Genomic DNA, 26,442 nt, shown 5'->3' with positions numbered 1-26,442 from the left:
CGATGCTGCTGGGCCTGACCCTGGGGGCCGCCATGACGGCCGCCCAGGCGGCCCAGGTCGACGAGCGCCAGGCACAGCAGCGCCTGGACGCGATCGGCGAGCGTATCCAGGCCGCGACGCAGGATCTGTCCTCCACCCGCGACGCCCGTGACGACGCCAACGAGGCGCTGCGTGAGGTCGAGACCGCGCTGGCCGAGACCCATCACCGTCTGGACGATCTCCAGGCCGAGAAGCGCAACCTGCGCGACGAGGTCGAGGCGCTGGAAGCCAGGCGCGACGAACTGCAGGCCGAACGCCAGCAGCAGCTGGCAGCGCTCGGCAAGCAGCTCGATGCGCTCTATCGTCTGGGCCTGACGCCTCAGCTCAAGCTACTGCTCAACCAGGACGATCCCTCTCGGCTGGATCGCCTGCAGCGCTACCTCAACCATCTCTCGGCGGCACGCCAGCGGCGGCTCGAACAGCTCGAGCGACTGGATGCGGCGCTGGCCGACAACCGCCAGGCCCTGGACGAGCGCGACGCCCGCCTGACGCAGCTGGCCGGCGAACTGGAGACCCGCGGCGCGGAGCTGGCCCGACAGATCGACGAGCGCGAACGGCTGGTGGCCAAGCTCGACGAGCGCTATGCCAGCGAGCAGGCACGCTTGACCGAGCTCGACCAGGATCGTGCCCACGCCGAGCGGGTGCTGCGCCAGGTACAGGAGCGCCTGGCCAGATTACAACGGCCACCGCCCTCCACCGACATCGCCGCCACCCAGGGCAACCTGCCCTGGCCCGTGCAGGGCAACGTCATATCGCGCTTCGGCGGCGGCGACGGCGTGCACCGCAACGGCCTGGTGATTCGTGCCGCCGAGGGTACGCCGATCGAGGCGGTGCACGCCGGTCGAGTGGTCTTCGCCGACTGGATGCGCGGCTTCGGCAACCTGTTGATCCTCGACCACGGCGACGGCGTGATGACCCTCCACGCCCACCTGCAGCGCTTCACCGTGAGCGTCGGCGAAGCGGTGAGCGAGGGCGAAACCATCGGCACGGTGGGCGCCAGCGGCGGCCAGGCGTCCCCCGGGCTCTACTTCGAGGTGCGCCGCCACGGCGAGCCCATCGACCCCAGCCGCTGGATCGCGCGTCGCTAGTCGCTATTCCATTAGCGACCGCGGCCACGCTATGCTGGGCGCTCCCTTTCGTGGAACCGTGAGAGAGCGCATGCCCCTGAGTCCCGCCGGCCTGAACGCCCCGCTGCGGCGCCTGACATCGGCGCTGTTGCCGGTCGCCCTGCTGACCCTGCCGCTGCCGGCACTGGCCGCCCCCGATGCCGCACCTGCGGACGATGAATTGCCGGTGGCCGAGATCCAGGCCTTCGCCGAGGTGTTCGAGCGCATCAAGCGGGCCTACGTCGAGGAAGTCGACGACGCCACCCTGTTGCGCAACGCCATGCGCGGCATGCTCAGCGAGCTGGATCCGCACTCCACCTACCTGGACGCCGAGGACTACCAGAGCCTGCAGGAATCCACCCAGGGCGAGTTCGGAGGCGTGGGCATCGAAGTCGGCAAGCGCGACGGGCAGCTCACCGTGATCACCCCCATCGACGACACCCCCGCGTCTCGGGCCGGGCTCGAGGCCCAGGATGTGATCCTGCGCATCGACGACACCCCCACGGAGGGACTGTCGCTGCAGGAGGCCGTCGACCTGATGCGCGGCGACCCGGGCACCGAGATCCGCCTCACCATCATGCGCCAGGGCGAGAGTGCCCCGCGCGAGGTGAGCATCGAGCGCGAAATCATCCGCACCGAAAGCGTCAAGCAGGAGCTGCTCGCGCCGGGCTATGGCTACCTGCGTATCAGCCAGTTCCAGACCCGCACCGGGCAACAGGTCGTCGAGGCCCTGGAAACGCTGCGCGAGGAGGGCCCGCTGCAGGGCCTGGTGCTCGACCTGCGCAACAACCCCGGCGGCGTGTTGCAGGCGGCAGTGGAAGTAGCGGATGCCTTCCTTGACCACGGCCTGATCGTCTACACCGAGGGTAGATTGCCGGACAGCGCCATGCGCTTCTCGGCACACCGGGATACCGCCGCCCCCGAGGTGCCGCTGGTGGTACTGATCAACGGCGGCAGCGCCTCGGCGGCGGAGATCGTCGCCGGCGCGCTGCAGGACCAGCGCCGCGGCGTGGTGATGGGCACCGAGAGCTTCGGCAAGGGCTCGGTGCAACAGATCATGCCGCTGGGCGAGAACGAGGCCTTGAAGCTGACCACCGCGCGCTACTTCACGCCCAGTGGGCGCTCCATCCAGGCGCTGGGCATCTCGCCCGACGTGGAGGTGGTGCGCGGCCGCCTCGAGGTCGCCGAGAATACCGGGCTGCGGGTGCGCGAGGCCGACCTCGAGGGCCACCTGGCCGGCAACGGCGAAAGCGACGAACGCAGTGAGCTGAGCGCCCGGCTGCGCGACGACTACCAGCTCGGAGAAGCCCTCAACCTGCTCAAGGCGTTGAACGTGCTGGGCGAGCGTGGCACTGCGGTGACCGAACCGCCAGCCTCTTCCGAGTAGCGTGACGGCACCGCCGAGGTGCCGTCACGCCCTCATCGACAAGGGCCTTCAGCGAAGGGCGAGAGCCCTCATTGACAAGGGCCTTCAGCGGAGGGCGAAAGCCCTCATCGACAAGAGCCTTCAGCGGAGGGCGAGAGCCCTCATCGACAAGAGACGGGCAGTCGCCCCCGCCGGCCCGCCGCCTGCTGCATCAGCAGACGCTTGAGCGGCGACAGACGGTCGACGCCGGAGAGCCCAATGTTGCGAGCCAGGGTCAGCGCCGGATGACGGGCCCCGAACAGCAGTCGGAAACCATCCATCAGCTTGAGCATGGCGGCATTGTCGCCGCGACGTCGCCGCGCGTAGCGTTCCAGCCAGGCCAGGCTACCCCCCTCGATCCCCCGCCGCCGGGCCGTCAGTAGCTCCTCGGCCAGCACCGCGGCGTCCATCAGCCCCAGATTGACCCCCTGGCCGGCCAGCGGATGGATGCTGTGGGCGGCATCCCCCACCAGCGCCAACCCCGGCAGTACATAGCGTTCGGCATGACGCTGGGTCAGCGGCACGGCCTGGCCGCCATCGACCGCTTCCACCTTCCCCAGCCGCCCGGCGAAGGCCGTCGTCAGCGCCGCTCCCAGCGCCTCTGCGGAGAGGTTGCAGAGACGCTCGGCCGCTTGCGGCGTGGTCGACCAGACGATCGAGCAATAGTGGTCGTCGTGCTCCACCGTCAGCGGCAGGAAGGCCAGCGGACCGTCGGCCAGGAAGGCCTGACGGGCCACCCCACCGTGGGGCTCGGCGGTGCGAACCGTGGTCACCACCGCCACCTGCCCGGTGTCATGGGCCGTCACCTCGATGCCGGCCAGCTCGCGCAGCGGCGAACGAGCCCCGTCGGCGGCCACGATCAGCGGAGCCGTCAGCCGCTCACCGTCGGCCAGCGCCAGTTCGCGCCCTACCGGCCCCGCCGCCAGCCCCGTCACTCGCGCCCCGAGGCGATGCGTCACCGTAGGCAGCCGCGCCAGACGCGCCTCCAGGGCAGCGCCCACCACGGCGTTCTCGACGATATGGCCCAGCACCGGCAGTCCCGCCTCCTCGGCTGAGAAGCCCACCTCGCCGGTGCCCTCGGCATCCCAGACCCGCATGCCATAATAGGGCGTGACACGGCGTTCGCGCATCCACTCCCAGGCACCCAGGCCCTCGAGCAAGCGCTGGGACACCGGCGTCAGGGCGCTGACCCGGCGCTCCGGGAGGCCTCGCCCTGCCCCCTCGGCATCCAGCGGCGTCGGCCGCGCGTCCAGCAACGTCACGTCCACACCCGCTTCGCCCAGCAGGCAGGCCAGGGTTGCGCCCACCATGCCGCCGCCGACGATGATCACCTCACCGGCCCGCACCGCTTCCTCGCTCATGCCTCTCGTCTCTTCGCTATCGTTGCCGTCACGGCCATCACCATCGCACCGTGGCTGCTCCCACGTCATCGCTCTACCCCCATGGCCCGACGCGCCAGGGTGCGGCGCAGCGGCCCCACCAGATTGAACCCCACCAGTCCCGCCGCCCGGGCATGGGAGAGCAGGGTGCTGTCGAGGCCGAACAGCCGTATCAGGCCATCGCTGAAGCGGATGACATCGTGGCGATCGGCGCCGCGGCGAGCCTCGAAATCGGCCAGGGTGGCGGCGCTGCCCGGCAGCTCGCCTCGCCCGACGCCGCTCTCGATGGCGGCCACCAGGTCCATGACCCCGCGCAGCGCCAGGTTGAAGCCCTGACCGGCCACCGGATGCAGGGCATGGGCGGCGTTACCCATCACCGCCAGTCCCGGCCGGGTGGTCTCGCGCGCCGTCACCAGCGACAGCGGGTAAGCATGACGGCGTCCGACTCGACGGAAGCGCCCGGCGCGGTCGCCGAAGGCGCGCTGCAGCTGGGCGAGGAAGTCGCCGTCCGCCAGCGCCAGTCGCACGTCCTCCTGCCCGGCCTCATGGGTCCAGACCAACTCCATGGCCTGGCCCTTGAGCGGCAGCAGGGCGATCGGCCCGTCAGCGGTAAAGCGCTCATAGGCCCAGCCATCGTGGGGCCGATCGACCTCGACGCCGGCAATCAGTGCCACCTGGCCATAGGGGCGCTCCCGACTCTCGATCCCGAGACGCTCCTTGAGGCCGGAGCGGCCGCCCTCGGCGAGCACCGTCAGCCCGGCTTCCAGGCGGGCGCCGTCGGAAAGGGTCAGGCAATGGCCCTCGTTCCACGGCTGGATCTGCTCCACGCTGGCCGGGCAATGCCAGGCCAGCGGCAGATCGGCGAGCCGCCGATGCAGCACCCGGCCCAGCCAGGCGTTGGGAATCACCTGCCCCAGGGCCTCGCTGCCCAGCTCCTCGGCATTCAGTCGAGTGGCGCCCAACCGGCCCTGCTCGCTGACATGAATGTGTCGAATCGGCGAGGCCTGCTCGGCCAGGTCGCCCCATAGCCCCAAGGTTCGAAAATGGCGCACCGAGCCCTCAGCGATGGCACTGGCACGGGCGTCGAAGCTTGGCTGCCAGGGCGCGTCGAGATCCGTCGGCAGAGGCGCGGCCTCGATCACCGCCACCGTCAGTCCATGGCGCTCGAGTAGCGGCGCCAGGGCACAGCCCAGGCTGGCGCCCACCAGGCCGCCGCCGACGATGGCGATATCCACGCGGCGCGGGACCTTGCCCTCGGCCATATCGCTCATGGCAACGCCTCCAATTTCGTAATGTACATTACGTAATAACCTTTCAAGAACATCAGGAAGCGATCATTTCTTGACCATCAAGGCTTCGATTTCAGCCACCTGCTTGGGCACTCCGACGCTCAGTATCTCGTGTCCCTGTTCGGTCACCGCCACATCATCCTCAATACGGATGCCGAGCCCTCGATAGGCTGAGGGAAGGTCCTCATCCTCGGGGACGTAGAGCCCCGGCTCGATGGTCAACACCAGCCCCGGCACCAGCGGGCGGGATTCTCCCTCCCGCCGGTAATGGCCGACGTCATGCACGTCGAGTCCCAGCCAGTGGGATGTCGCGTGGGGGTAGAAGCGTCGATAGGCGCCGGCCTCCAGGCAAACGTCGAGCTCACCGGACAGCAGACCGAGCTCTATCAGCCCGGCAGTGAGGTCGCGCACCACACCCTGGTGAATGGCTGCCAGGGTGGTGCCCGGCCGCACCGCCTCGATGGCCCGCTGCTGGGCACCGAGCACCACGTCGTAGAGGGCCCGCTGCGCCTCGGAAAATCGGCCCGAGACGGGGAAAGTACGGGTGATGTCGCCGGCGTAGAGATCGAATTCGGCTCCCGCGTCGATCAGCACCAGATCGCCGTCACGCAGCGTGTCCGCGTTCTCGATGTAGTGCAGCACACGGGCATTGGCTCCGCCAGCGACGATGCTGGCGTAGGCGGGGCCGCTGCCTCCCTGCCAGCGAAACTCGTGCTCGAGCTCGGCCTGCAACTGATACTCGGCGAGTCCAGGATGCACCGCGCGCATCGCCCGGCAGTGAGCGCGAGCGCTGACCTCACCGGCATGACGCATCAGCGCCAGCTCCTGAGGGCTCTTGACGAGACGTTGCTCGTGAATCTTGTCGGCGACGTCGGCGAAAGCGAGCGGCGGCCGCGCTCCTCGACGAGCCCCGGCCTGGAGGTCGGCGCGGATCGATTCGGCCAGCCGCAGGGTCTCGCTGTCGTCCAGCGGCAGATACAGCGTGACTCGCCCGTCCAGGAGCTCCATCAGTCGCGCCTCACGCTCGTCGTTGACGAAGGCCTCATCGATGCCGTGCTCGCGCTCCGCGCCGGACGCGCCAAGACGGCGGCCGGTCCAGGTCTCCATCTCCGGATCGCGAGCCTGGCAGAACAGTACGCTCTCGCCTTGCTCTCGACCGGGCAGCAGCAGCAGCAGCGCATCCGGCTCGGGAAAGCCTGTGAGATAGTGAAAGTCGCTGTCCTGGCGAAAGGCGAACTCACTGTCCCGGGAACGGGTTACCAGCGAAGCGCCGGGCAGCAGCACGGCGGCATCGGCGGGCAGCGAGGCCATCAGGCTGCGACGACGCTCGCGGAACTCGTCGCAGCCGATGGGAGCCGGGCGGGAAAGGGTCTCGGGCGGCATGGCACCTCCACGGGTCAAGGGGCAGGAACGGGTCCCGCCGATGCGCGGGACCCGGGGCAGGGCGTCGGGCAGGCTAGCCCGGGCAGATCAGTGCTTGGGCTGGGTCTCGGGATCGTCCACCTTTTCCACCTGCGGCTGGCCGGGATGCTGCTCGGTATAGAGCATCATGGCGGCCATCCGAGCATGCTCGGTGAGCGCGAAGAGGTCGTTCTCGTTCTCCGGGTCATCATCGAGATCGGTGTCGATGGTGGCCAGGCCCTTGAGGTCGTCGACCGCCTCGCGCAGCGCCTCGGACCACTTCTTGCGAGGAGCCTCGCCGGCATCCTCGATGACTTCGAGGAAGCCCTGGGCCCACTCCTTGAGGCCTTGGGCGCGCTCTGACAGGGAGAACAGGTCGTCAGGCAGCAGCGGTTCATAGTTCATCTCGCTGGCCGATAGCGCCTCGACGGTCTGGCGACGCCAGCCCAGCAATCGCTCGGCAGACGGCTCGTCGCGGGGCTGTTCGACCCCAAGATTTTCGCACACCGTCTCCAGCCAGGCCTCGGCGCTGAGATCGTGCAGCGCCAGCGAGGCGCACAGCCGACCATCGAGGAAGGCCGGCGACTGCATGCTGCCATGCAGCAGGAAGGTGTCGGCAATATCGGAGAAATCCTGGCGTTCATTGATCAGGGACATGGGACCATCCGGTGCGAGGACCGCGCAGCGCGTTGACCGGCCGCGAACGGCTCTCTTATAGTGACTTGACGTACGTATTCCCCACGATGTTAACGCATCGGGCCCCCATGACGCCGCACTCCGCGCGCTCGTCCGGGCCCGCCGGAGCCCCCCATGACCGACGCCTCGCGGCCCACTACCGAAATCACCCTGCTGGAGCGCCAGTACGTCATCGCCTGTCCGCCGGACGAGCAGGACAAGCTGGAGCGCGCCGCCCGCTACCTGGACCGCGCCATGCAAGGCATCCACGCCCAGGGCAAGGTGGTCGACCGGGAGAAGGTCGCCATCATGGCGGCACTGAACATCACCCACGAGCTGCTAGAAGCCCTCGAGGAGCGTCGCGCCGGCGAGCAGAGCCTCGGCGAACTCAGCGCAAAGCTGGAGCGAGCTCTCGCCGACGCGCCCTCGCGCTGAGGATTCTTCGCTTTGGACGACGCTCTCGCTCTGCTAGGATAGAGACGTTCCCTGGGGTGTTCGCCAGTCGTTATCGTCCCTCGAGCCTATGCGCAGTACCCAGGGGGCCAACAGCTAGTCCGGACCCGTGTGCATGTCCGTGCGACGGAAAGCCTGACGGTTCGGCTGCGGCCACCCACCTTGAACCACAGGGTTCAAGGGCCAGAATGACAGCGGCACTCTGGGGAACTTCATCCGACATGACTCACATGCTGGACACCGCCGCCTCTATCGAGCGAGACGACGCCCGCCGACGCCTGCGTCGCGAGCTGAGACGTCGCCGCCGCCACCTGAGCGCGCAGCAGCAACGCCAGGCTTCACGACGGCTGTGCCATCACCTGCGCCACCTGCCCGAAGTTCACCGCGCCAGGCGCGTGGCTCTTTATCTGCCCAACGACGGCGAGATCGACCCGACCCACCTGATGCCCTGGCTGAATGGCCGCGGCGCCCGCGTCTACCTTCCCGTGCTGCGCCCGCTGTCCCACAACGCCCTGTGGTTCGTCCACTATCACGCCGGCACCCCGATGGTCACCAATCGCTTCGGGATTCCGGAGCCCTGCACCCGACACGGCGCACATCGCGCCCGCCGCATGTCGGCCTGGGCGCTGGACCTGATCCTGATGCCGCTGGTGGGTTTCGACGACGAAGGGCAGCGCATCGGCATGGGCGGCGGCTTCTATGACCGCACTCTGGCCTTCACTCGCGGCGCCGGACCACGCCCCCGCCTGATCGGCCTCGCCCACGACTGCCAGCGCGTCGAACGCCTGCCGGTAGCGCCCTGGGACGTGCCGCTGGACGCCATCGTCAGCGATCGCCGCGTCCTGCGCCCCTGACGCCGACTGACCGCCCCCTCCTGGCCCGAATGAAAAAAGCGGCCGATGCCTGAGCATCGACCGCTTTTTTCGGGAATCGTCCTGGCCGGCAGCGTTCAGTGCCCGACCAGCGCCTGGGCGTAGCCGGTCGCCACGACACCGATACCGAAGATCAGTACCAGGGTCATGACCAGGTCGGGCTTGCGCTTCATCATCGACTCCCTTCGTGTGTCTTGGCGGCGACGCCGTCGTCGCCGATTGCCGCCACAGACTAGCGGAAGGCCCCGAGCATGACAACTGTCATACTCGGGTGAAGGCGCCATGTGGCCGAACATTCCACGAAAGCGACCACTCACTCACCGAGTGGGTGCGTTTTCAGGCCATGAACAGGCGATAGGCAGGGTTGTCCGACTCCTTCCAGTAGCGATAGCCGATCTCGTCGAAATGCTCCTCGACGTGACTGCGGTCGCCACCCGGCAACTGCATGCCCACCAGCACCCGCCCATAGGCGGCACCGTGATTGCGGTAGTGGAACAGCGAAATGTTCCAGTCATGCGGCAGGTGGGTGAGGAAGTTCATCAGCGCCCCGGGACGCTCCGGAAACTCGAAGCGATAGACCTCCTCGTCGAACTGTTCCTTGGGCCGGCCGCCGCCCAGATGACGGATGTGCAGCTTGGCCAGCTCGTTGTCGGTCAGGTCCTCGACCGGATAGCCGGCGCCCCGCAGCTTGTCGATCACCGCCTGACGATCCTCGCCGCCGGGCTTGACCTGAACGCCGACGAAGATATGGGCCTGTTCGGGATCGGCGTAGCGGTAGTTGAACTCGGTGACCATGCGCTTGCCGATGGTGCGGCAGAACTTCTTGAAGCTGCCCGGCTTCTCGGGGATGGTCACCGCCAGGATCGCCTCGCGCTGTTCACCGAGTTCGGTACGCTCGGCAATGTGCTGCAGGCGGTCGAAGTTGGTGTTGGCCCCGGAGTTGATGCATACCAGGGTCTCGCCGCTGGCGCCGGTCTGCTGGATATACTTCTTGAGGCCTGCCAGCGACAGGGCACCGGAGGTCTCGGAGACCGCACGGGTGTCCTCGAAGATGTCCTTGACCGCGGCACACATCTCGTCGGTGTTCACGGTGATGACATCGTCCACCAGGTCACGCAGCACCGAGAAGGGCGCCTCGCCGATCTGGGCCACGGCCACCCCCTCGGCGAACACGCCGACCTGGTCCAGGGTCACGCGCTCGCCGTTGTCGAGGGCCGCCTTGAGGCAGGCGCTGTCCTCGGACTCCACGCCGATCACCTTGATCTCAGGACGCAGATACTTGACGTAGGCCGCCACCCCGGCGATCAGTCCGCCGCCGCCCACCGGCACGAAGATGGCGTCCAGGCGCCCGGGATTCTGGCGCAGGATCTCCACGGCGACGGTGCCCTGGCCGGCGATGACGTCGATGTCGTCGAACGGTGGGATATAGGTGTAGCCATGTTCCTTGATCAGCTCCTGGGCATGGTCGGCGGCCTCGGCGAAGGCGTCGCCCTTGAGCACCACCTTGGCGCCTCGTGCGCGCACCGCGGCGACCTTGATCTCGGGAGTGATGCGCGGCATCACGATGACCGCCTTGACGCCCATCTGCCGCGCCGCCAGGGCCAGCCCCTGGGCGTGATTGCCCGCCGAGGCGGCGATCACGCCCTTGGCCTTCTGCTCGTCGGTGAGCTGGGCCATCTTGTTGTAGGCGCCGCGAATCTTGAAGGAGTGGACCGGCTGAAGGTCCTCGCGCTTGATCAGGATCTGGTTGTCGAACCGACGGGAGAGAAAGGGGGCCGGCGAGATAGGGGTTTCCCGGGCGGCCTCATAGACCCGGGCCTGCAGTATCTTCTTGACGGTGTCTTCGAGCATCCTGATCTTCCGATGGGTGACGCGAGGAGCCGCATGATGCGGCACGAGGGGAACCCTTATTGGTAGCATTCCGGCCACCATGGCGTCCAGCACGGCGAGTCGCCATGGCCTATAATGGCGCGGCATTCGACACCCTCCAGCCAAGCGAGCAGGACATGACCCAGGACGAACTCAAGGACGCCGTGGCGGCCGCCGCCCTCGACGAGATCCGCCCCCTTCTCGGCAATGACGTCGTGATCGGCGTCGGCACCGGCTCCACCGCCAACCGCTTCATCGACAAACTGGCCGAGCTGCGCGGCGATTTCCGCGGCGCCGTGGCCAGCTCCGAGGCCAGCGCCGAACGCCTGCGCGGCCACGGTATCGATGTCTTCGAACTCAACGAGGTCGGCACCGTACCGGTCTACGTCGATGGCGCCGACGAAGTGAACGCTCACCTGCAGATGATCAAGGGCGGTGGTGCGGCTCTCACCCGCGAGAAGATCGTCGCCGCCTGCGCCCAGCGCTTCGTGTGCATCGCCGACGCCTCCAAGAAGGTCGAGCGACTGGGAGACTTCCCGCTGCCGGTGGAGGTGATTCCCATGGCGCGCTCCTACGTGGCCCGTGAGCTGGTCAAGCTCGGCGCCGACCCGGTCTACCGCCAGGGCGTGGTCACCGACAACGGCAACCAGATCCTCGACTGCTTCGAGTTCATGATCGACGACCCGGTGGGCATGGAGGCGAAGCTCAACGCCATCGTCGGCGTGGTGACCAACGGCCTGTTCGCCGCCCGCGGCGCCGACGTGCTGCTGCTCGGCACCGACCAGGGCGTGCAGCGCCTGACGCCGGAAGCGTGACATGAGAGCCTCGGGGCAAACCTGCGCGAGGGCGCTATGAACCCATCCATGGGCGCTTCTTTGGCCCTGCGGCGCTCTCGCATCCTGCTCCGCTTGCAGGACCGGTGCTGGCCATCCTTGGCCAGCCCGTTCGGCGAAGATCACCTACCCATGGCCAAAAACCCCTCGCTTCTGTTTGCCCCCAGCTCGGCCTCACACAGGCATAAAAGTGAGTACTCACTTCGCCTGCAATAGCCGACCCAAGCCTTCCAACGTGTGAGCCAGGGCGCCGCGATTGGCCTCGACCACCGCCCGCCCGGCAGCGGCGAGCCGCTCGCGTTCCGCCGCGTCGCCGAGCAGGCGCATGAGCGCCTCGGCGAGCGTCGCGGCATCGGTGACTTCCACCAGCGCCTGCTGCTCGCGCAGCGCCTCGGCCACATCGGTGAAGTTGGCAAGCTCGGGGCCGGTCAGTACCGGCACGCCCATGGCGGCCGGCTCCAGCAGGTTGTGACCGCCCACCGGCACCAGGCTACCGCCCACGAAGGCCAGGCCCGCCGCCCCGTAGAGGGCCAGCAGATCGCCCATGGTGTCACCCAGGTAGATCGACGTCTCGGCGGTGACCGCTTCGCTCATCGAACGCCTCGCCACCGTCATGCCCTGCGATCGGCAGAGTTCGGCGACCGCTTCGAAGCGCTGCGGATGACGCGGCACCAGGATCAGCAGGGCATCGGGATAGCGCTCTCGCAGCCGGGCATGGGCCTCGAGTACCGCTGGTTCTTCGCCCTCGTGGGTCGAACCCGCCACCCATACCGAGCGCGAACCGAAGCCAGAACGCAAGCGCTCACTCACCTCGAAAGCCTCGTCATCACGGGCCATATCAAACTTCAGCGAGCCGGTCACCGCGATGTGCGAGGCGACCATGCCCAGCGCCCGGAAACGCTCGGCGTCGTCCTCGGACTTGGCTCCCAACCAGTCCACATGGGATAGCGCCTCGGCCATCAGCCGCCCGAGGCGACGATAGCCGCGGAAAGCCCGCGGCGAGAGCCGGCCGTTGACGACCGCGACCGGCACACCACGCCGTTCGCAGGCGGCCAGCAGGTTGGGCCACAGCTCGGTTTCGAAGAAGATCGCCAGTTCAGGGCGCAGGCGCTCGAGGAAACGCCGCGCGGCACCGGGAAAATCCACCGGGACGAAGTAATGACTCACTTCGGCGGCACCGCCCTCACCCTGCAACCGCTCGGCGATGGCATGGGCGCGTTCTGCGCCGGTGGCGGTCATGGTGGTCAATACCAGGCGGCGTTCGGGATAACGGCGCGCCAGGGCCTCGATCAGCGGTCGAGCGGCCTGGACCTCGCCCAGCGAGGCGCAGTGTAGCCACAGGGTCCGAACCGCCGTCGATGGGGTGGCAATGCAACCCCAGCGTTCAGCACGCGAGCGGCCCGGCAGATTCTCCCGCCACACCCGCCGCCAGATCAGCGGCGAGAGCGCCAGCAGCGCAGCCGAATAGCCACGCCGCACCCAGGGATGGCCGGCCATCAGGCCTCGCGGTCGAGGATGGTGGAGATCATCGCCGTGGTCGAGACGCCATCCTCGAAGCCCAGCACCCGGACCTCGCCGCCGGCGGCCCGCACGGCCTCGCCGCCGGCGATCTGTTCAGGCCGGTAGTCGCCGCCCTTGACCAGCACATCGGGCAGCACCGCCTCGATCAGCCGCTGCGGAGTGTCCTCGCCGAAGGGCACCACCCAGTCCACCGCACCCAGCCCGGCCAGCACCTGCATGCGCCGGACCAGCGGGTTGATCGGCCGCTTGGGCCCCTTGAGCCGGGCAATGGAAGCATCGTCATTGACCGCGACGATCAGCCGGTCGCCGAGCTGGCGGGCATGTTCCAGGTAGGCCACATGACCGGCGTGCAGGATATCGAAGCAGCCGTTGGTCATCACCACCCGCTCGCCGCGGGCCTGGGCGGCGCGTACCGCCTCGATCAGCGCAGGCTCGGCAATGACGCCGAACTCGGCCAGCTTGTCGCCATGCAAGGCGGTGTAAAGCTCGGCGATGGAAAGCGTGGCGGTGCCCGGCTTGGCAACGACCAGTCCGGCGGCCAGGTTGGCCAGGGTCATGGCCTCCGGGAAGCCATGACCGGCGGCCAGGGCCAGGCCGAGCACGCCGATCACGGTGTCGCCGGCACCGGTGACGTCGAAGACCTCTCGGGCACGCGTCGGCAGGTGCAGCGGCTCGTGAGCCTCACGGATCAGGGTCATGCCCTTCTCGCTGCGAGTGATCAACAGCGCTTCGAGCTCGAGCTCGGCGCGCAGTGCCTCGCCGCGCTCGGCCAGGGTGGCGTCATCCGGGCAAGGGCCGGCGACCGCCTCGAACTCGGCCAGGTTGGGCGTGATCACGCTGGCGCCTCGATACTTGCGGAAGTCACCGCCCTTGGGGTCGACCAGCACGCGCTTGCCGGCGGCACGAACGCGGTCGATCAACCCCTGGACGTCGGCCAGGGTGCCCTTGCCATAGTCGGAAAGGATCACCAGGTCGGCATCGCCCAAGGCTGCCTCGACCCGGCTCGCCAGGGGGCCGGTATCCACCTCGCCGAGGCTCTGCTCGAAATCGAGACGGATCAGCTGCTGGTTGCGGCTCATCACCCTGAGCTTGGTTATCGTGGGAATCTCGGCGCTACGGGCGAAGTAAGTGCTCACACCGGCATCCTCGAGGCGGTGCGTCAGCAGGTCGGCGTTGTCGTCTTCGCCCACCAGCCCGGCCAGCGACGCCCGGGCCCCCAGGGAAGCGATGTTGAGCGCCACGTTGGCGGCGCCACCGGGCCGGTCCTCCGACTCGTCGACCCGCACCACGGGCACCGGAGCCTCGGGGGAGATGCGTGAGGTGCCGCCATGGAAGTAGCGGTCGAGCATGACGTCGCCCACCACCAGCAGGCGAGAATGCTCCAGGGCGGTCAGATCAAGCTTCATCGGAAGGCTCCCTTTCCTGGCGGGATGCGGCGATGGACAACACCGCCTCGAGGTTTCGAATGACGTCGTCGGCATGAATCAGCGACATGGCGTCGGGATGACGGACCCGCTGCCCCCAGGGCAGGGTCTCGGGCTCCTTGTGCAGGAAGTGACGCACCGCGTCCGGATAGCGGTTCACCACCTGCTCGCGCCAGCAATAGGGCGCGGCCCGGTCCGGGTTGGTGGTGGCATAGAGGCCGACCACTGGCGTATCCAGGGCGTTGGCCATGTGCACCGGCCCAGAGTCCGGCGCCACCACCGCCCGGGCGCCGTCGATCAGCGCCAGCAGCCCCTTCAGCGAGGAGCCGCCGATGGCGTCGATCACCGCCCCGGGCTGGGACAAGGCCTGGATGCGGCTGCCCATCTCGCGCTCCTGGGTGCTGCCGCCGCCGGTGAGCACCGTCTTCAGTCCGTGCTGGACCCAGGCGTGCTCGACCACGCTGGCGTAGCCCTCCGCCGACCAGTTGCGGAAGTTGCGTAGCCGCGGATTGGCACAGGGGCTCATCAGCACATAGGGCGCCCCGCCGGTCAGCGCCGCGGCTTCCTTGCGGGCGCCCTCGGGGATTGGCAGGTCCCAGACCAGGGACAGGTCCTCGACGCCCAGCAGCCGGGCAAAATCGAGAAAGGACTCGAGCACGTGGGCCCGGGGATGCGGCGCCAGCTGGCGATGGGTGAACCAGTGCTGGGCATCCTTGGCGCGGGCCTTGTCATAGCCCACGCGCAGGTCCGCCTTCAGGCCCAGGGACAGGACGCTGGCTCGCAGCGCCTGCTGCATGTGCAGCAGCACGTCGAAGCGGGTGTCCGCCAGTTGGCGCCACAGCTCGCGCATTCCCGACAGGCCCGTGGCCTTGTCGTAGACGACGAACTCGACCCCCGACAGGCCGGCCAGTAGACTGTGCTCGCCCTTGCCGATGATCCAGGTGATGCGCGCCTGGGGCCATTGGCGCTGCAGGGCGCGAACCGTCGGCACCAGGTTACAGACATCGCCCAGGGCGGAAAGGCGCAGCACGCCGATGTGGGCGGGGCTGGCGGGCAGAGGATGCTTCATGCGATTGGCAACGTTTCGAACGGGAAAGGTTTTCATTTTATATGATGCGGACAGTTTATGTGACGCCGATGGGGCGCCACAAATCGGCCCGTCGACCTTCGATCCCGAGCACTGGCGCCGTCAGGCACGCGTGACCGGCGAGGCGCCCGGCCGCGGCGCCAGCCTGTTCCTCGACGCCGGCGACGAAGAGTGGGTGCTACGCCCCTACCGCCGCGGCGGCCTGGTCGCCCGGATCAGCGAGTCGCGCTATCTATGGACCGGGGCGCAGAGCACCCGTTCCTTCCGCGAACTACGCCTGACCGCCAGGCTCTTTTCCCTCGGCCTGCCGGTACCCCGCCCGGTGGCCGCCGCTGCGACCCGCCATGGCCCCACCTACGAGGCTGGCCTGATCACCGTGCGCCTCCCCGGTGCCCGCGCCCTCGCCGAACGGCTAGGCGACGCCGATGACACCCTGCTGGAGCGGGTCGGCGCCACGGTGCGTCGCTTCCACGACGCCGGCCTGGATCACGTGGACCTCAACGCCCGCAACCTGCTGGTCGATGCCGCCGAGCGGCCGTGGCTGATCGACCTCGACCGCTGCCGGCTGCGCTCTCCCGGCGCCTGGCAAGAAGCCAATCTCGAGCGACTCGCCCGATCGCTGGCCAAGTTCGACGCCGCCTCGGCCATGTCGGCCATCCGCCGCGGCTATGCCTCCTCCCGGGAGGGCTGACCGGCGTATTCCGCCACCAGCGCCGCCACGTGGTGGGCCAGGGTGAAGTCGTCGAGCACCCGTTTCCTGCCGGCCGCGCCGAGCCGCTCTCGCAGTGCGCCGTCGTCGACCAGCTCGGCCAGCGCCGCGGCCCATGCCTCCGGCGATTCGGGAGCGGCGAGTCGCCCGGTGTCCGGGCTCACCAGCTCGGGAATCGCCCCGCTCGACGCCCCCACCACTGGCCGGCCGGCGGCCATGGCCTCGATCACCGTCAAGCCGAAGGCCTCGTTACGCGAGGGCGTGCAGACGATATCCAGCGCCTGCAGGCAGCGCGGCAGGTCGGCGCGAAAGCCCGAGAAGGTGATCCGCGCGTCGAGCCCCAGTGCCTGAATGCGCATGCGAAGCTCCTCGACGAAGGCCGCATTGCTGCCCTCCTCCGCGCCGAGCCCGCCGATCACCACGCCGTGCCAGGCTGACGCGAGCCCGCCTGTCTCGGCCCGCTCGGCAAGCCGTGCCAGGGCCTCGACCCACACCCGCTGCCCCTTGCCCGGCGTGATTCGACCGGGCAGACCGATGGCCACTGCCCCCTCGGGCACGCCCAGCTCGGCGCGCAGCGACGCGCACTCACCTTCGCAAAGACCCTCGACGTAAGGGGCCGGATCGATGCCGAGATAGAGCCGTCGAATGCGCTCGGCGGGCAGCGGGAAGGCCCTGAGATTGCGCGCGCGGGTCGCCTCGCTGATCGAGAACAGCCGGGTGACCCGGCCGTAGGCCCAGCGGTGGTAGGGATCGCGCTTGGGTCGGGTGACGCCCATGTGATCGGTGAAGAACAGCCGGAGTCCCGGACGCAGCGTGGCCAGCAGTGCGCCCAGGCGCAGGTCGCTGGACTTGTGGCAGTGAATGACCTCGATCCCGTGGGCCTTGAGGTAGGCGAGAATGCTGCCGACCCGCCACAGCGCCTGGCCGCGTGACGCCATCGTCAGCGGCGTGACGCCGGCCGCCTCGAGGCTCGCCGCCACCCGGGAGCCCGCAAGTGCCAGGCCGTGGGCCTCCCACCCCTGACGGGCCAGCTCGGGTATAATCCGGGCAGGATACATTTCCAGTCCGCCCCAGCCGTTCGAGAGGCAGAGCTGCATGACCTTGGGTCGCAAGGCATCCTCCATTCGGTGGCGGGGCTCGGGAGCCCCATGACGAGTTTCTCCGACCAACGGCCGCCGCGCCTGCTGGTGGTCCGCAACGACAAGCTCGGCGACTTCATGCTGGCCTGGCCGGCCCTGGCGGCTCTCAAGGCCGCCACGCCACGCCCCCATGTCAGCGTGCTGGTCCCGGACTATACCGCCTCCATGGCCCACGCCTGCCCCTGGGTGGACGAGGTGATCATCGACCCCGGCGACAAAGCCGGTCGCGAGGGCCGACGCGAGCTGCTGGCTCGCCTGAAGGCCGAGCGATTCGACGCCCTGCTGACGCTGTTCTCCACACCGCGCATCGGCTGGCTGGGCTGGCGAGCCAGCATCCCGCTGCGCCTGGCGCCGGCCACCAAGTGGGCACAACTATTCTACAACCGTCGCATCACCCAGCGCAGGTCGCGTTCGGAGAAGCCCGAGTACGCCTACAACCTGGAGCTCGCCGAGGCGCTGCTCGAAGCACTGGGGATCGCGGTACCGCCGCGGCCGACGCCGCCCTACTGGCCGCTGAGCGCCGACGAGCGCGCCCGCCAGCGCGAGGCCGTGGCCGTGGCCACCGGGCTCGATGACGACCGCCCCTGGCTGTTCCTGCACCCCGGCAGCGGCGGTTCGGCGGTCAACCTCACGCCCGAGGCCTACGCCAGGCTGGCCGTCGATGTCGACGCTCGACTACGCGAGGCGGGCCAGGCGCCGGCCTGGGTGATCACCGCCGGGCCCGGCGAAAGCGACAACGCCGATGCGCTTTGCGAGACGCTCGACAGCGCCGGACTCGAAGCCAGGCGCCTGCCGCCGAGCCCGGGGCTCGAGGTCTTCGCCCGCCGCCTGGCGGCGGCCGACCTGTTCATCGCTGGCTCTACCGGGCCGCTGCACGTTGCCGCATGCCTGAACCGGGCCACTGCGGGTTTCTACCCGTCGCGCCGCTCGGCGACCCCGCTGCGCTGGCAGACCTGCAACGCCGAGGACCGACGCCTGGCCTTCTGCCCGCCCGAGGGCGCCCACGAGGCGGACATGGCGGCTATCGATCTCGCCGCCGCCGCCAAGGCCATCGCCGAGCGCCTGACCTCTCCTTCGACCAGCGAGACCCGCCCATGACGCCCATCTCAGGCATCATCATCACGCTCAACGAGGCCGACAACGTCAGCAACTGCGTCGCCTCCCTGCAACGGGTCTGCGACGAGGTGATCGTCGTCGACTCCGGCAGCCAGGACGACACCGTGGCGCTCGCCGAGACCGCCGGCGCCCGGGTGATCCACCAGCCCTATCTCGGCGACGGCCCGCAGAAGGCCTTCGCCGTGCCCCAGGCGCGCAACGACTGGATCCTGGCGCTGGACGCCGACGAACGCCTCGACGAGGACGCCATCGCGGCGATCCAGGGGCTCGCGCTGGACGATCCCCAGCAGGCCTATCGCTTCAAGCGACGCAACTTCGCCGGCCGCCACTGGATTCGCGCCGCGGGCTTCTACCCCGACCCGGTCACCCGGCTCTACAACCGCACCACCTCGGGCTACCTGCCCAAGAAGGCGCACTCCTCGGTGCAGGCACCCGCGGTGGTAGACCTGGATGCTCACATCCGCCACTTCACCTATCGCGACCTGTCGCACTGGATCAGTCGCATCGACGCGCTCTCGAGCCGCGACGCCTGGGCGATGAAGGAGCGCGGCAAGCCACCCTCCGCCATCAACCCGGCGCTGCATGCGGCCACCGCGACCTTTCGCAAGCTGATCCTCAAGGGCGGCCTCTTCCAGGGTGCGGACGGCTTCACCGTGGCCATGACAACGGCGTTCCACGCCTACATGAAGTATGCCAAGCTGAACGAATTGTACGAGAACGAGCGCGCCACCTCCGACGACGATGCCTGACGCTTCCCTGCTCTCCCGACTCAAGCGGCCACGCTGGTGGGCCCTGCTGACCCTGGGTCTCGCCCTGGGCTTCACGGCGGTGACCGCTACCCGCCTGCCGGGGCTGGCGCTGTGGCCGATCACCGCCGGCTGGCTGTGGCTGGCCCATGCACGCCGCTGGGGAGTCGCTTCCGGCGACTCGCCGCCGAGCCCTCGCTGGCCCTGGTCGCTGCTGCCGCTGATCCTGTGGGGCATCTACGTCTATCTGGCCGACAGCTTCGGCAACGTCGACCTGGGCGCGGTGTTCTTCCATCTCCAGGCAGGGATCGGCGAACACGGCGGTGGCGAGCGCCTGATCGCCGCCGTGCTCTATACGCTGGCCATGCTGCCTATCCTGGCGGCCTTCACCTGGCTGGTGCGCACCGATGCTCGCTGGGCGCGCCGGGAGCGGCTGCTGGCCGTGCTGCTGCTGATCGGCAACCCCCTGCTCCTCGGTCTCGGCCAGCGTGGCGCGGCGCTGGTCACCGAGGATGGTGCCTGGCTGGATCGCCGCTACGTGCCGCCGGTGATACGGGACACGCCGGCCAAGCCCCCCAACCTGCTGGTGCTGTACCTGGAAAGCCTGGAACGCACCTATGCGGATCGCGAACGCTTCGGCGATGCCTACGCGCCGCTGGCCGAGCTCAGCCAGCGCGGCGTGGTCTTCGAGGGCGTGCGCCAGCTCGACAATACCGGCTGGACCATGGCCGGCATGATCGCCAGCCAGTGCGGTGCGCCGCTGATGCCGGCCGGGCTGCTCCACGACAGCCAGTTCGAGCCCCTGGAGCGGGTCGTGCCCGGGGTGAACTGCCTGGGTGATCTGCTCGCCGCCCAGGGCTATCACCTCACGTATCTGGGCGGCGCCAGCACCCGCTTCGCCGGCAAGGGTCGCTTCTACACCGGCCACGGCTTCGACCGGGTGCGCGGTCGAGAGACCCTGGCCCCGCGCCTCGAGGACCCCGACTATCTCAACAGCTGGGGCCTGTACGACGACAGCCTCTACGACTTCACCCTGGAAGAGATCCGCCGCCGCGAGGCCGAGGGCGGCCCCTGGGGCGTGATCGCCCTGAGCCTCGGCACCCATCCCCCCGCCGGCTATCCGGCCCGGGCCTGCCGCCGGCGCCAGGGCGAGCACGATGGCGTGGATATCCTTTATTCGGTGGAATGCTCGGCCTGGCTGGTCAAGCAGCTCGTCGAACGGCTCGAGGCCGAGGGGTTGCTGGCCAACACCCTGGTGGTGATCGCCAGCGACCACCTGACCATGCGCGTCTCGGCCTGGGAGGACCTGATCGCCGGGCCCCGGGCCAACACACTGATGCTGCTCCACAACGACCTGGCACCGCGCCGCCTGCGCCGCGAGGCTTCGACCATGGACGTGCTGCCCACGGTGCTCGAGGCAATGGGCTTTCGCCTCGATCATCACCGGGCGGGGCTAGGGGTATCGCTGCTCGCCGACGAGCCGACCCTGGTCGAGCGCTATGGACTCGAGCCGCTCAACGCCCGGCTCAAGGAGGAAACCGCGCTGCAGCGTCGGCTCTGGGAGGGACTGGACTTTCCCCGCCCGGAGCCGGCCTCGGCGACGCCGGACCAGCCCGACAGCGGTCAAGCTAGTCGCTGAGGATGGCGCGCAGCAGTCGCTCGGGCGACTGCTGCTTGAGGCAGTTGGTGTGCCCCAGTGGGCAGGTCCGCTCGAAGCAGGGCGAGCAGTCCAGCGCCAGATAGTGGATCTCGGCATTTTCGGTGAGCGGAGGGGTATAGGCCGGCGAAGAAGAGCCGTATATGGCCTGCACCCGGGTGCCCGCCGCCGCGGCCACGTGCATCAAGCCGGAGTCGTTGGTCACTGCCTGACGGCAGTCGGCGAGCAGGTCCACGGTGTCCGCCAGGCGGGTCTTGCCGCACAGGTTGTGGACGTGGGCTAGCCCGGCGGCAATCACCTCGCCGGCGGGCTCGTCCTTGGGGCCGCCCATCACTCGCACCTCGAAGCCTTCACTCACCAACGCCTCGGCGAGCGCCCGGAAATGGGCCAGCGGCCACTGCTTGGCGGGGCCGTACTCGGCACCGGGCATCATGGCGATGGCAGGGCGTCTTCCCAGGCCATGAGCCGCGTGCAGCGCGGCCAGATTGGCGTCGTCGCGCCGCAGCGCCGGGCGAGGAATCGGGAAGTCGCCGCGCGCTGCCTCCTCCGCCGGCAGCCCCAGCGACACGAAGCGCTTCACGGTCTGGTCCAGCACGGCCTTGTCCAGGCGGCGTCGCTCGTTGAGCAGCCCGTAGCGCTGCTCGCCGTGAAAGCCGGTACGTTGCGGGATACGTGCCAGGAACGGTACCAGCGCGGACTTCCAGGAGCGCGGCAGCACGATGGCGCGATCGAAGCGCCCGCGGAGCGATGCTGCCAGCTTGCGCCGCGCGGACCAACCGAACTCGCCGTGGGCCACTTCCAGGGCGGCGACTTCGTCGACCTCCTCCATCCGCTCGAGGATCGGCCGCGACCAGGCCGGCGCCACCACGCCGATGCGCACCGCCGGATCACGCGCCTTGAGGGTCATGAACAGGCTCTGGGCCATGACCATGTCGCCGACCCAGGAGGGGCCGACGACCAGGATGCGCTCTCCCGGCTCAGGCATTCAGCCACTCCAGGTAGGCCCGCACCCCCTCGGCGACGGTGCGGAACTCACGGTCGTAGCCGGCCTCGCGGAGTCGCTCGATATCGGCGCGAGTGTAGCTCTGGTAGCGCCCCTTGAGTTCGTCGGGAAAGTCGATGTACTCGATACTGCCCTTGCCGTAGTAGTCGATCACCGTCTCGCCGATCGCCTTGAAAGGCTCGGCACGCCCGGTCCCCAGGTTGAAGATGCCGGAGGACTCTGGGTGGTCGAGGAACCACAGGTTCACGTCGACCACGTCGCCCACATAGATGAAGTCGCGGCTCTGCATGCCGGCCTCATAGCCGTCCCAGGCGCCGAACAGCTTGAGGTCCTGCCCGGCGCTGATCTGGGTGTGGTGATGATAGGCGACGCTGGCCATCTTGCCCTTGTGCTGCTCGCGGGGGCCGTAGACGTTGAAGTAGCGGAAGCCGACCACCTGGCTGTCGAACTCGTCGTGGCGCGCACGCACGTACTGGTCGAACAGCAGCTTGGAGTAGCCGTAGACGTTGAGCGGCTTCTCGTGCTCGGGTTCCTCGCGGAACACCTCGCTGCCGCCGTAGGTGGCCGCCGATGAGGCGTAGATAAAGGGGATCCCCTTGAGCTGGCAGAAGTGCAGCAGCTCCTTGGAGTACTCGAAGTTGTTCTCGAGCATGAAGCGACCGTCCCACTCTGTGGTGTCGGAACAGGCCCCCTGGTGGAAGATCGCCTCGATGGGCGGCAGGTGCGGATTCTCGCCGTTGAGCGCGCTCCGAACCCGGGCCAGGAAGTCGTCCTTGTCCAGGTAGTCGCCGAGCGTGCAGTCGGCGAGGTTGACGAACTTGGTGCCGTCGCGAAGGTCGTCGACCACCAGCACGTCGTCGCGACCGCGCTCGTTGAGTGCCTTGACCAGATTCGAGCCGATGAAGCCGGCTCCGCCTGTCACTACGATCATGCTGATTCCTCTCTATGCGGTTGGAGCCACCGCGGTTGGGCCGCTGATGAGGGGCGCCGGGGACGGAGCGAAGAGAGGGTCCTACGCCATGGATGGCGTCGGTAGCGCCCAGGGAGGGGGCACCGCGCTCTCTCGATGGTCCGGCACTCCGGGCTCCGTCGACGGATCAGCCCCGAGCCCACGCCCGACGACGATGGCCCCAGGTATTCCGGGCTGCGCCTATAACCGATCTGCCCGTGATTGTATACTTGACGGCTCGTGAATTCATGGCCAACGGTGCTTCCGCAATGACACAGTCGACGCCAGACGTGACAACCTTCCAGGGCCTGATCCTGGCCCTGCAGCAGTACTGGGCCGAACAGGGCTGCGTGGTCCTCCAGCCCCTGGACATGGAGGTCGGCGCCGGGACCTTCCACCCGGCCACCTTCCTGCGCTCCATCGGTCCCGAGACCTGGAATGCCGCCTACGTGCAGCCTTCCCGCCGTCCTACCGACGGACGCTATGGAGAAAACCCCAACCGCCTGCAGCATTACTACCAGTTCCAGGTGGTGATGAAGCCGTCCCCGGCCGACCTTCAGGAGCTCTACCTGGGGTCGCTCAAGCGTCTGGGCATCGACCCGCTGGTTCATGACATCCGCTTCGTCGAGGACAACTGGGAATCCCCCACCCTCGGCGCCTGGGGGCTGGGCTGGGAGGTCTGGCTCAACGGCATGGAGGTAACGCAGTTCACCTACTTCCAGCAGGCCGGCGGCCTGGAGTGCTATCCGGTTACCGGCGAGCTGACCTACGGCATCGAGCGCATCGCCATGTACGTCCAGGACGTCGACAGCGTCTATGACCTGGTGTGGACCATCGCGCCGGACGGCAGCAAGGTCACCTACGGCGACGTCTTCCTGCAGAACGAGCGCGAGCAGTCGACCTACAACTTCGAGCACGCCGACGTGCCGGCATTGTTCGGGGCCTTCGATCACCAGGAGCGCGAGTGCACCAAACTGCTCGAGGCCAACTTGCCGCTGCCCGCCTACGAGCAGGTACTCAAGGCCTCGCACACCTTCAACCTGCTCGACGCCCGTCATGCCATCTCGGTCACCGAACGCCAGCGCTACATCCTGCGCGTGCGCACCATGGCCCGGGACGTGGCGCACGCCTACTACGAATCGCGCAAGGCCGCCGGCTTCCCGCTGGCCCCCGAAGCCCTGCGCCGCGAACTGCTTGCCGAAGGAGACGCTTGAGATGGCAGCCGATACCTTTCTGGTCGAACTGGGCGTTGAGGAACTGCCGCCGGGCGCGATCGACAATCTCTCCGATGCCTTCGCCGCCGGCGTCCGCCGCGGTCTCGAGGAGGCCGATATCACCCACGGCGAGGTGAAGGCCTACGCTAGCCCCCGCCGCCTCGCGGTGCAGGTCAAGGACCTGGCCGACAAGCAGCCGGACCGCGAGGTCGAGCGGCGCGGTCCGGCGCTGGCCGCCGCCTTCAAGGACGGTCAGCCGACCAAGGCCGCCGAGGGCTTCGCCCGCTCCTGCGGCGTCACCGTCGACCAGCTGATTCATCTGGAGACCAACAAGGGTACCTGGCTCGGCTATCGCGAGCAGCAGCAGGGCGAGGCCACCACCGCCCTGCTGCCCAGCATCGTCGAGAAGGCCATCGCCGCCCTGCCGGTACCCAAGAACATGCGCTGGGGCGCCTCCCGAGTCGAGTTCTCGCGTCCGGCCCATTGGCTGGTGATGCTCTACGGCGAGCGTGTCGTCGAGGCCGCCGCCCTGGGCCTCCAGGCCGGTCGTACCACCCGCGGCCATCGCTTCCATGCGCCCGAACCGCTTCCCCTTTCTCATGCCGACGACTATCTGGCCGCGCTGGAAAGCGCCTGGGTGCTGGTCGACCGTGACGCTCGTCGCGAGCGCATTCGCGAACAGGTGCTGGCAGAGGCCGAGGTTCAGGAAGCCCAGGCCGTCATCGACGAGGCCCTGCTGGTGGAGGTAAGCGGCCTGGTCGAGTGGCCGGTCGCGCTGACCGGTGGTTTCGATGAGCGCTTCCTCGAAGTGCCAGCCGAGTGCCTGATTTCTTCGATGAAGGCCAACCAGAAATACTTCCACCTGCTGGACGATGCCGGCCGGCTCAAGCCGCGCTTCATCACCGTCTCCAACATCGACAGCCCCTCTCCGGAACTGGTGATCCAGGGCAACGAAAAGGTCATTCGCCCGCGCCTGGCCGACGCAGCCTTCTTCTACGAGACTGACCGCCAGCGCCCGCTGGCCGAGCGTATCGCCGGCCTATCCAGCGTGGTCTTCCAGCAGAAGCTCGGCACGCTGGCCGACAAGGCCCATCGCAACGCCGCGGTATCCGCCTTCATCGCCGGCCGCATCGACGGCGACGTGGCCCACGCTCGTCGCGCCGCAGAACTGGCCAAGTGTGACCTGGTGACCGAAATGGTGCTGGAGTTCCCCGAGCTGCAGGGGATCATGGGCCGCTACTACGCCACTCATGACGGCGAGGATGCGGAAGTTGCCCGGGCCCTCGAGGAGCAATACCTGCCGCGCTTCGCCGGCGACGCCATCCCGCAGACCCGTACCGGCCAGGCCCTGGCCCTCGCCGATCGCCTCGACACCCTGACCGGGATCTTCGGCATCGGGCAGCGCCCTAGCGGCACCAAGGATCCTTTCGCCCTGCGTCGTGCCGCCATCGGCGTGCTCAACATCCTGATCCAGGGCGAGCTGGACCTCGACCTGCGCGAGCTGCTGGAGCTGGCCGCCGCCCAGCATCAGGAGCTGCCCTACGCCGACGGCCTGGTCGACGAGGTGCTTGCCTACATGCTCGACCGCTTCCGTGCCTGGGCGCAGGATGAAGGTATCGGTGCCGAGGTCTATCTGGCGGTACGTTCCCGTCCGGTCACCAAGCCGCTGGACTTCGCTCGCCGGCTGCAGGCCGTGAAGGTCTTCTCCAGCCGCGAGGAAGCCGCCGCCCTCGCCGCCGCCAACAAGCGGGTTTCCAACATTCTCTCCAAGCAGAGCGATGCGGTGACCGCCAAGGTCGACGATGGCCTGCTCCAAGAGGATGCGGAAAAAGCCCTGGCCGAGGCCCTTGATACCTGCCGGGACAAGGTCGCCCCGCTGTTCGCCGCGGCCCGCTACGGCGATGCCCTGGATGTTCTGGCCGGTCTGCGTGAACCGGTCGACCGCTTCTTCGATGACGTGATGGTCATGGCCGAAGACGAGGCGGTGAAACGCAACCGTCTGGCCCTGCTGGCCAGCCTCCAGGCGCTGTTCCTCGAGATCGCGGACATCGCCGAGCTCCAGCACTAAGCAACGCGCACGACGACCAAGGGCCGGCGACTCGCCGGCCCTTCTTTTTGCGTTCTTCGCACCTGGTGTGAATACCGGTGTGGGCGCACGGTCCGGCACTCCAGAGCCCCTAATGCTTGCAGGGCAACATGGAATCTCCTTTGAGGAGCCCCTCAGCGGACCAGTGCCTCCGAGCAGGTTGTCGTAGGAGCGCAGATCCTCTGCCGGTTCGACGCCTCGACGAATGGCGCCGCCAGGCGCCCGGGACATCCCCTCTGTTGGTGCCGCCCTCTTTCGTGATCTGAAGCTCGCTGCCACAAAGAACACTCTCACCATGCCAACCGGGCTCGGCAGTGGCTTCACGCTGATCTGCGATGAACCTTTTTTTGCCGATGTTTCACGTGGAACATTCCACTTCGGGCTTCGGGCTTCGGGCTTCGGGCTTCGGGCTTCGGGCTTCGGGCTTCGGGCTTCGGGCTTCGGGCTTCGGGCTTCGGGCTTCGGGCTTC

At 68.3% G+C, this 26,442-nt stretch carries 22 protein-coding genes and 1 other RNA gene; 12 read left to right on the top strand and 11 right to left on the bottom strand.

The window, feature by feature from the left end; all coding sequences use genetic code 11:
• Nucleotides 1–2: 2 nt before the first annotated feature.
• Nucleotides 3–1,127 (top strand): murein hydrolase activator EnvC family protein, encoded by a 1,125-nt coding sequence (locus tag FHR96_RS19550; protein WP_183389415.1) that lies wholly within the window; start codon nucleotides 3–5, stop codon nucleotides 1,125–1,127.
• A 70-nt stretch (nucleotides 1,128–1,197) separates the two neighbouring features.
• Nucleotides 1,198–2,532 carry a S41 family peptidase gene (locus FHR96_RS19545; protein ID WP_183389403.1) on the top strand — a complete coding sequence of 445 codons (1,335 nt, stop codon included), beginning with the start codon at nucleotides 1,198–1,200 and terminating at the stop codon, nucleotides 2,530–2,532.
• 140 nt (nucleotides 2,533–2,672) lie between these two features.
• On the opposite strand, the gene FHR96_RS19540 is transcribed toward FHR96_RS19545, so the two are convergent.
• The 4 genes from FHR96_RS19540 to FHR96_RS19525 form a co-directional block, all read right to left on the bottom strand.
• Nucleotides 2,673–3,980, bottom strand: a complete 1,308-nt coding sequence (locus FHR96_RS19540) for an FAD-dependent monooxygenase (RefSeq protein ID WP_183389402.1) — start codon at nucleotides 3,978–3,980, stop codon at nucleotides 2,673–2,675.
• Entirely contained in the window at nucleotides 3,977–5,200 is a 1,224-nt protein-coding gene (gene ubiH / locus FHR96_RS19535) for a 2-octaprenyl-6-methoxyphenyl hydroxylase (RefSeq protein WP_183389401.1), read from the bottom strand. Before ubiH ends, FHR96_RS19540 begins: the two co-directional genes overlap by 4 nt.
• A gap of 63 nt (nucleotides 5,201–5,263) precedes the next feature.
• A complete protein-coding gene (gene pepP, locus FHR96_RS19530; RefSeq protein ID WP_183389400.1) occupies nucleotides 5,264–6,601 on the bottom strand; it encodes a Xaa-Pro aminopeptidase in 1,338 nt (445 codons plus the stop codon).
• Nucleotides 6,602–6,688: 87 nt separating this feature from the next.
• Nucleotides 6,689–7,276, bottom strand: coding sequence for a UPF0149 family protein (locus tag FHR96_RS19525; RefSeq protein ID WP_183389399.1), 588 nt, complete (start codon nucleotides 7,274–7,276; stop codon nucleotides 6,689–6,691).
• A 153-nt stretch (nucleotides 7,277–7,429) separates the two neighbouring features.
• Here FHR96_RS19525 and FHR96_RS19520 point away from each other — a divergent pair, with 153 nt between their 5' ends.
• The 3 genes from FHR96_RS19520 (at nucleotide 7,430) to FHR96_RS19510 (ending at nucleotide 8,601) form a co-directional block, all read left to right on the top strand.
• Nucleotides 7,430–7,729 carry a cell division protein ZapA gene (locus FHR96_RS19520; protein ID WP_183389398.1) on the top strand — a complete coding sequence of 100 codons (300 nt, stop codon included), beginning with the start codon at nucleotides 7,430–7,432 and terminating at the stop codon, nucleotides 7,727–7,729.
• A gap of 45 nt (nucleotides 7,730–7,774) precedes the next feature.
• Nucleotides 7,775–7,960: non-coding RNA, 6S RNA (gene ssrS / locus FHR96_RS19515), on the top strand.
• An 8-nt stretch (nucleotides 7,961–7,968) separates the two neighbouring features.
• Nucleotides 7,969–8,601: a 5-formyltetrahydrofolate cyclo-ligase gene (locus FHR96_RS19510; RefSeq protein ID WP_183389397.1), complete on the top strand. Its 633-nt coding sequence runs from the start codon at nucleotides 7,969–7,971 to the stop codon at nucleotides 8,599–8,601.
• A 354-nt stretch (nucleotides 8,602–8,955) separates the two neighbouring features.
• Here FHR96_RS19510 and ilvA read toward each other — a convergent pair whose 3' ends face one another.
• Nucleotides 8,956–10,539 (bottom strand): threonine ammonia-lyase, biosynthetic, encoded by a 1,584-nt coding sequence (ilvA, locus tag FHR96_RS19505; protein ID WP_183389396.1) that lies wholly within the window; start codon nucleotides 10,537–10,539, stop codon nucleotides 8,956–8,958.
• An 86-nt stretch (nucleotides 10,540–10,625) separates the two neighbouring features.
• On the opposite strand from ilvA, the gene rpiA reads away from it, so the two are divergent.
• Nucleotides 10,626–11,303 (top strand): ribose-5-phosphate isomerase RpiA, encoded by a 678-nt coding sequence (rpiA, locus tag FHR96_RS19500; RefSeq protein WP_183389414.1) that lies wholly within the window; start codon nucleotides 10,626–10,628, stop codon nucleotides 11,301–11,303.
• Nucleotides 11,304–11,519: 216 nt separating this feature from the next.
• Here the strand turns inward: rpiA and waaA are convergent, their stop codons facing one another.
• Genes waaA through FHR96_RS19485 form a run of 3 tightly spaced genes read right to left on the bottom strand, consistent with a single transcriptional unit; the run spans nucleotide 11,520 to nucleotide 15,335 of the window.
• Nucleotides 11,520–12,818: a lipid IV(A) 3-deoxy-D-manno-octulosonic acid transferase gene (gene waaA, locus FHR96_RS19495; RefSeq protein WP_183389395.1), complete on the bottom strand. Its 1,299-nt coding sequence runs from the start codon at nucleotides 12,816–12,818 to the stop codon at nucleotides 11,520–11,522.
• On the bottom strand, nucleotides 12,818–14,248 hold the full coding sequence (gene hldE / locus FHR96_RS19490; protein ID WP_183389394.1) for a bifunctional D-glycero-beta-D-manno-heptose-7-phosphate kinase/D-glycero-beta-D-manno-heptose 1-phosphate adenylyltransferase HldE: 1,431 nt from the start codon (nucleotides 14,246–14,248) through the stop codon (nucleotides 12,818–12,820). Before hldE ends, waaA begins: the two co-directional genes overlap by 1 nt.
• The gene (locus FHR96_RS19485) at nucleotides 14,238–15,335 is read right to left on the bottom strand and encodes a glycosyltransferase family 9 protein (RefSeq protein ID WP_183389393.1); all 1,098 of its coding nucleotides are present in this window, start codon (nucleotides 15,333–15,335) and stop codon (nucleotides 14,238–14,240) included. The genes hldE and FHR96_RS19485 overlap by 11 nt, the downstream gene beginning before the upstream one ends.
• Between FHR96_RS19485 and FHR96_RS19480 the strand changes: the two genes are divergently transcribed.
• Nucleotides 15,334–16,044 carry a 3-deoxy-D-manno-octulosonic acid kinase gene (locus FHR96_RS19480; RefSeq protein ID WP_183389392.1) on the top strand — a complete coding sequence of 237 codons (711 nt, stop codon included), beginning with the start codon at nucleotides 15,334–15,336 and terminating at the stop codon, nucleotides 16,042–16,044. The genes FHR96_RS19485 and FHR96_RS19480 overlap by 2 nt on opposite strands.
• Here the strand turns inward: FHR96_RS19480 and FHR96_RS19475 are convergent.
• Nucleotides 16,020–17,174 carry a glycosyltransferase family 4 protein gene (locus FHR96_RS19475; RefSeq protein ID WP_246393049.1) on the bottom strand — a complete coding sequence of 385 codons (1,155 nt, stop codon included), beginning with the start codon at nucleotides 17,172–17,174 and terminating at the stop codon, nucleotides 16,020–16,022. The genes FHR96_RS19480 and FHR96_RS19475 overlap by 25 nt on opposite strands.
• A gap of 36 nt (nucleotides 17,175–17,210) precedes the next feature.
• On the opposite strand from FHR96_RS19475, the gene FHR96_RS19470 reads away from it, so the two are divergent.
• Genes FHR96_RS19470 through FHR96_RS19460 form a run of 3 tightly spaced genes read left to right on the top strand, consistent with a single transcriptional unit; the run spans nucleotide 17,211 to nucleotide 20,702 of the window.
• Nucleotides 17,211–18,299: a glycosyltransferase family 9 protein gene (locus tag FHR96_RS19470; RefSeq protein WP_183389391.1), complete on the top strand. Its 1,089-nt coding sequence runs from the start codon at nucleotides 17,211–17,213 to the stop codon at nucleotides 18,297–18,299.
• A complete protein-coding gene (locus FHR96_RS19465) occupies nucleotides 18,296–19,066 on the top strand; it encodes a glycosyltransferase family 2 protein (protein ID WP_183389390.1) in 771 nt (256 codons plus the stop codon). Before FHR96_RS19470 ends, FHR96_RS19465 begins: the two co-directional genes overlap by 4 nt.
• A complete protein-coding gene (locus FHR96_RS19460) occupies nucleotides 19,059–20,702 on the top strand; it encodes a sulfatase-like hydrolase/transferase (RefSeq protein WP_183389389.1) in 1,644 nt (547 codons plus the stop codon). Before FHR96_RS19465 ends, FHR96_RS19460 begins: the two co-directional genes overlap by 8 nt.
• Here the strand turns inward: FHR96_RS19460 and waaF are convergent.
• Together waaF and rfaD are read right to left on the bottom strand one after the other, a co-directional pair.
• The gene (gene waaF / locus FHR96_RS19455) at nucleotides 20,692–21,705 is read right to left on the bottom strand and encodes a lipopolysaccharide heptosyltransferase II (RefSeq protein WP_183389388.1); all 1,014 of its coding nucleotides are present in this window, start codon (nucleotides 21,703–21,705) and stop codon (nucleotides 20,692–20,694) included. The two genes, FHR96_RS19460 and waaF, sit on opposite strands and share 11 nt — an antisense overlap.
• Nucleotides 21,698–22,654, bottom strand: coding sequence for an ADP-glyceromanno-heptose 6-epimerase (gene rfaD / locus FHR96_RS19450; RefSeq protein ID WP_183389387.1), 957 nt, complete (start codon nucleotides 22,652–22,654; stop codon nucleotides 21,698–21,700). The genes waaF and rfaD overlap by 8 nt, the downstream gene beginning before the upstream one ends.
• Nucleotides 22,655–22,941: 287 nt before the next feature.
• Between rfaD and glyQ the strand changes: the two genes are divergently transcribed.
• Together glyQ and glyS are read left to right on the top strand one after the other, a co-directional pair.
• A complete protein-coding gene (gene glyQ, locus FHR96_RS19445) occupies nucleotides 22,942–23,886 on the top strand; it encodes a glycine--tRNA ligase subunit alpha (protein WP_183389386.1) in 945 nt (314 codons plus the stop codon).
• A 1-nt stretch (nucleotide 23,887) separates the two neighbouring features.
• Nucleotides 23,888–25,954 (top strand): glycine--tRNA ligase subunit beta, encoded by a 2,067-nt coding sequence (glyS, locus tag FHR96_RS19440; protein WP_183389385.1) that lies wholly within the window; start codon nucleotides 23,888–23,890, stop codon nucleotides 25,952–25,954.
• Nucleotides 25,955–26,442: the final 488 nt, after the last annotated feature.

The sequence above is a fragment of the Halomonas organivorans genome, from assembly GCF_014192055.1.
Taxonomy (GTDB): domain Bacteria; phylum Pseudomonadota; class Gammaproteobacteria; order Pseudomonadales; family Halomonadaceae; genus Halomonas; species Halomonas organivorans.
This window is presented reverse-complemented; position numbering and strand designations above follow the sequence as displayed.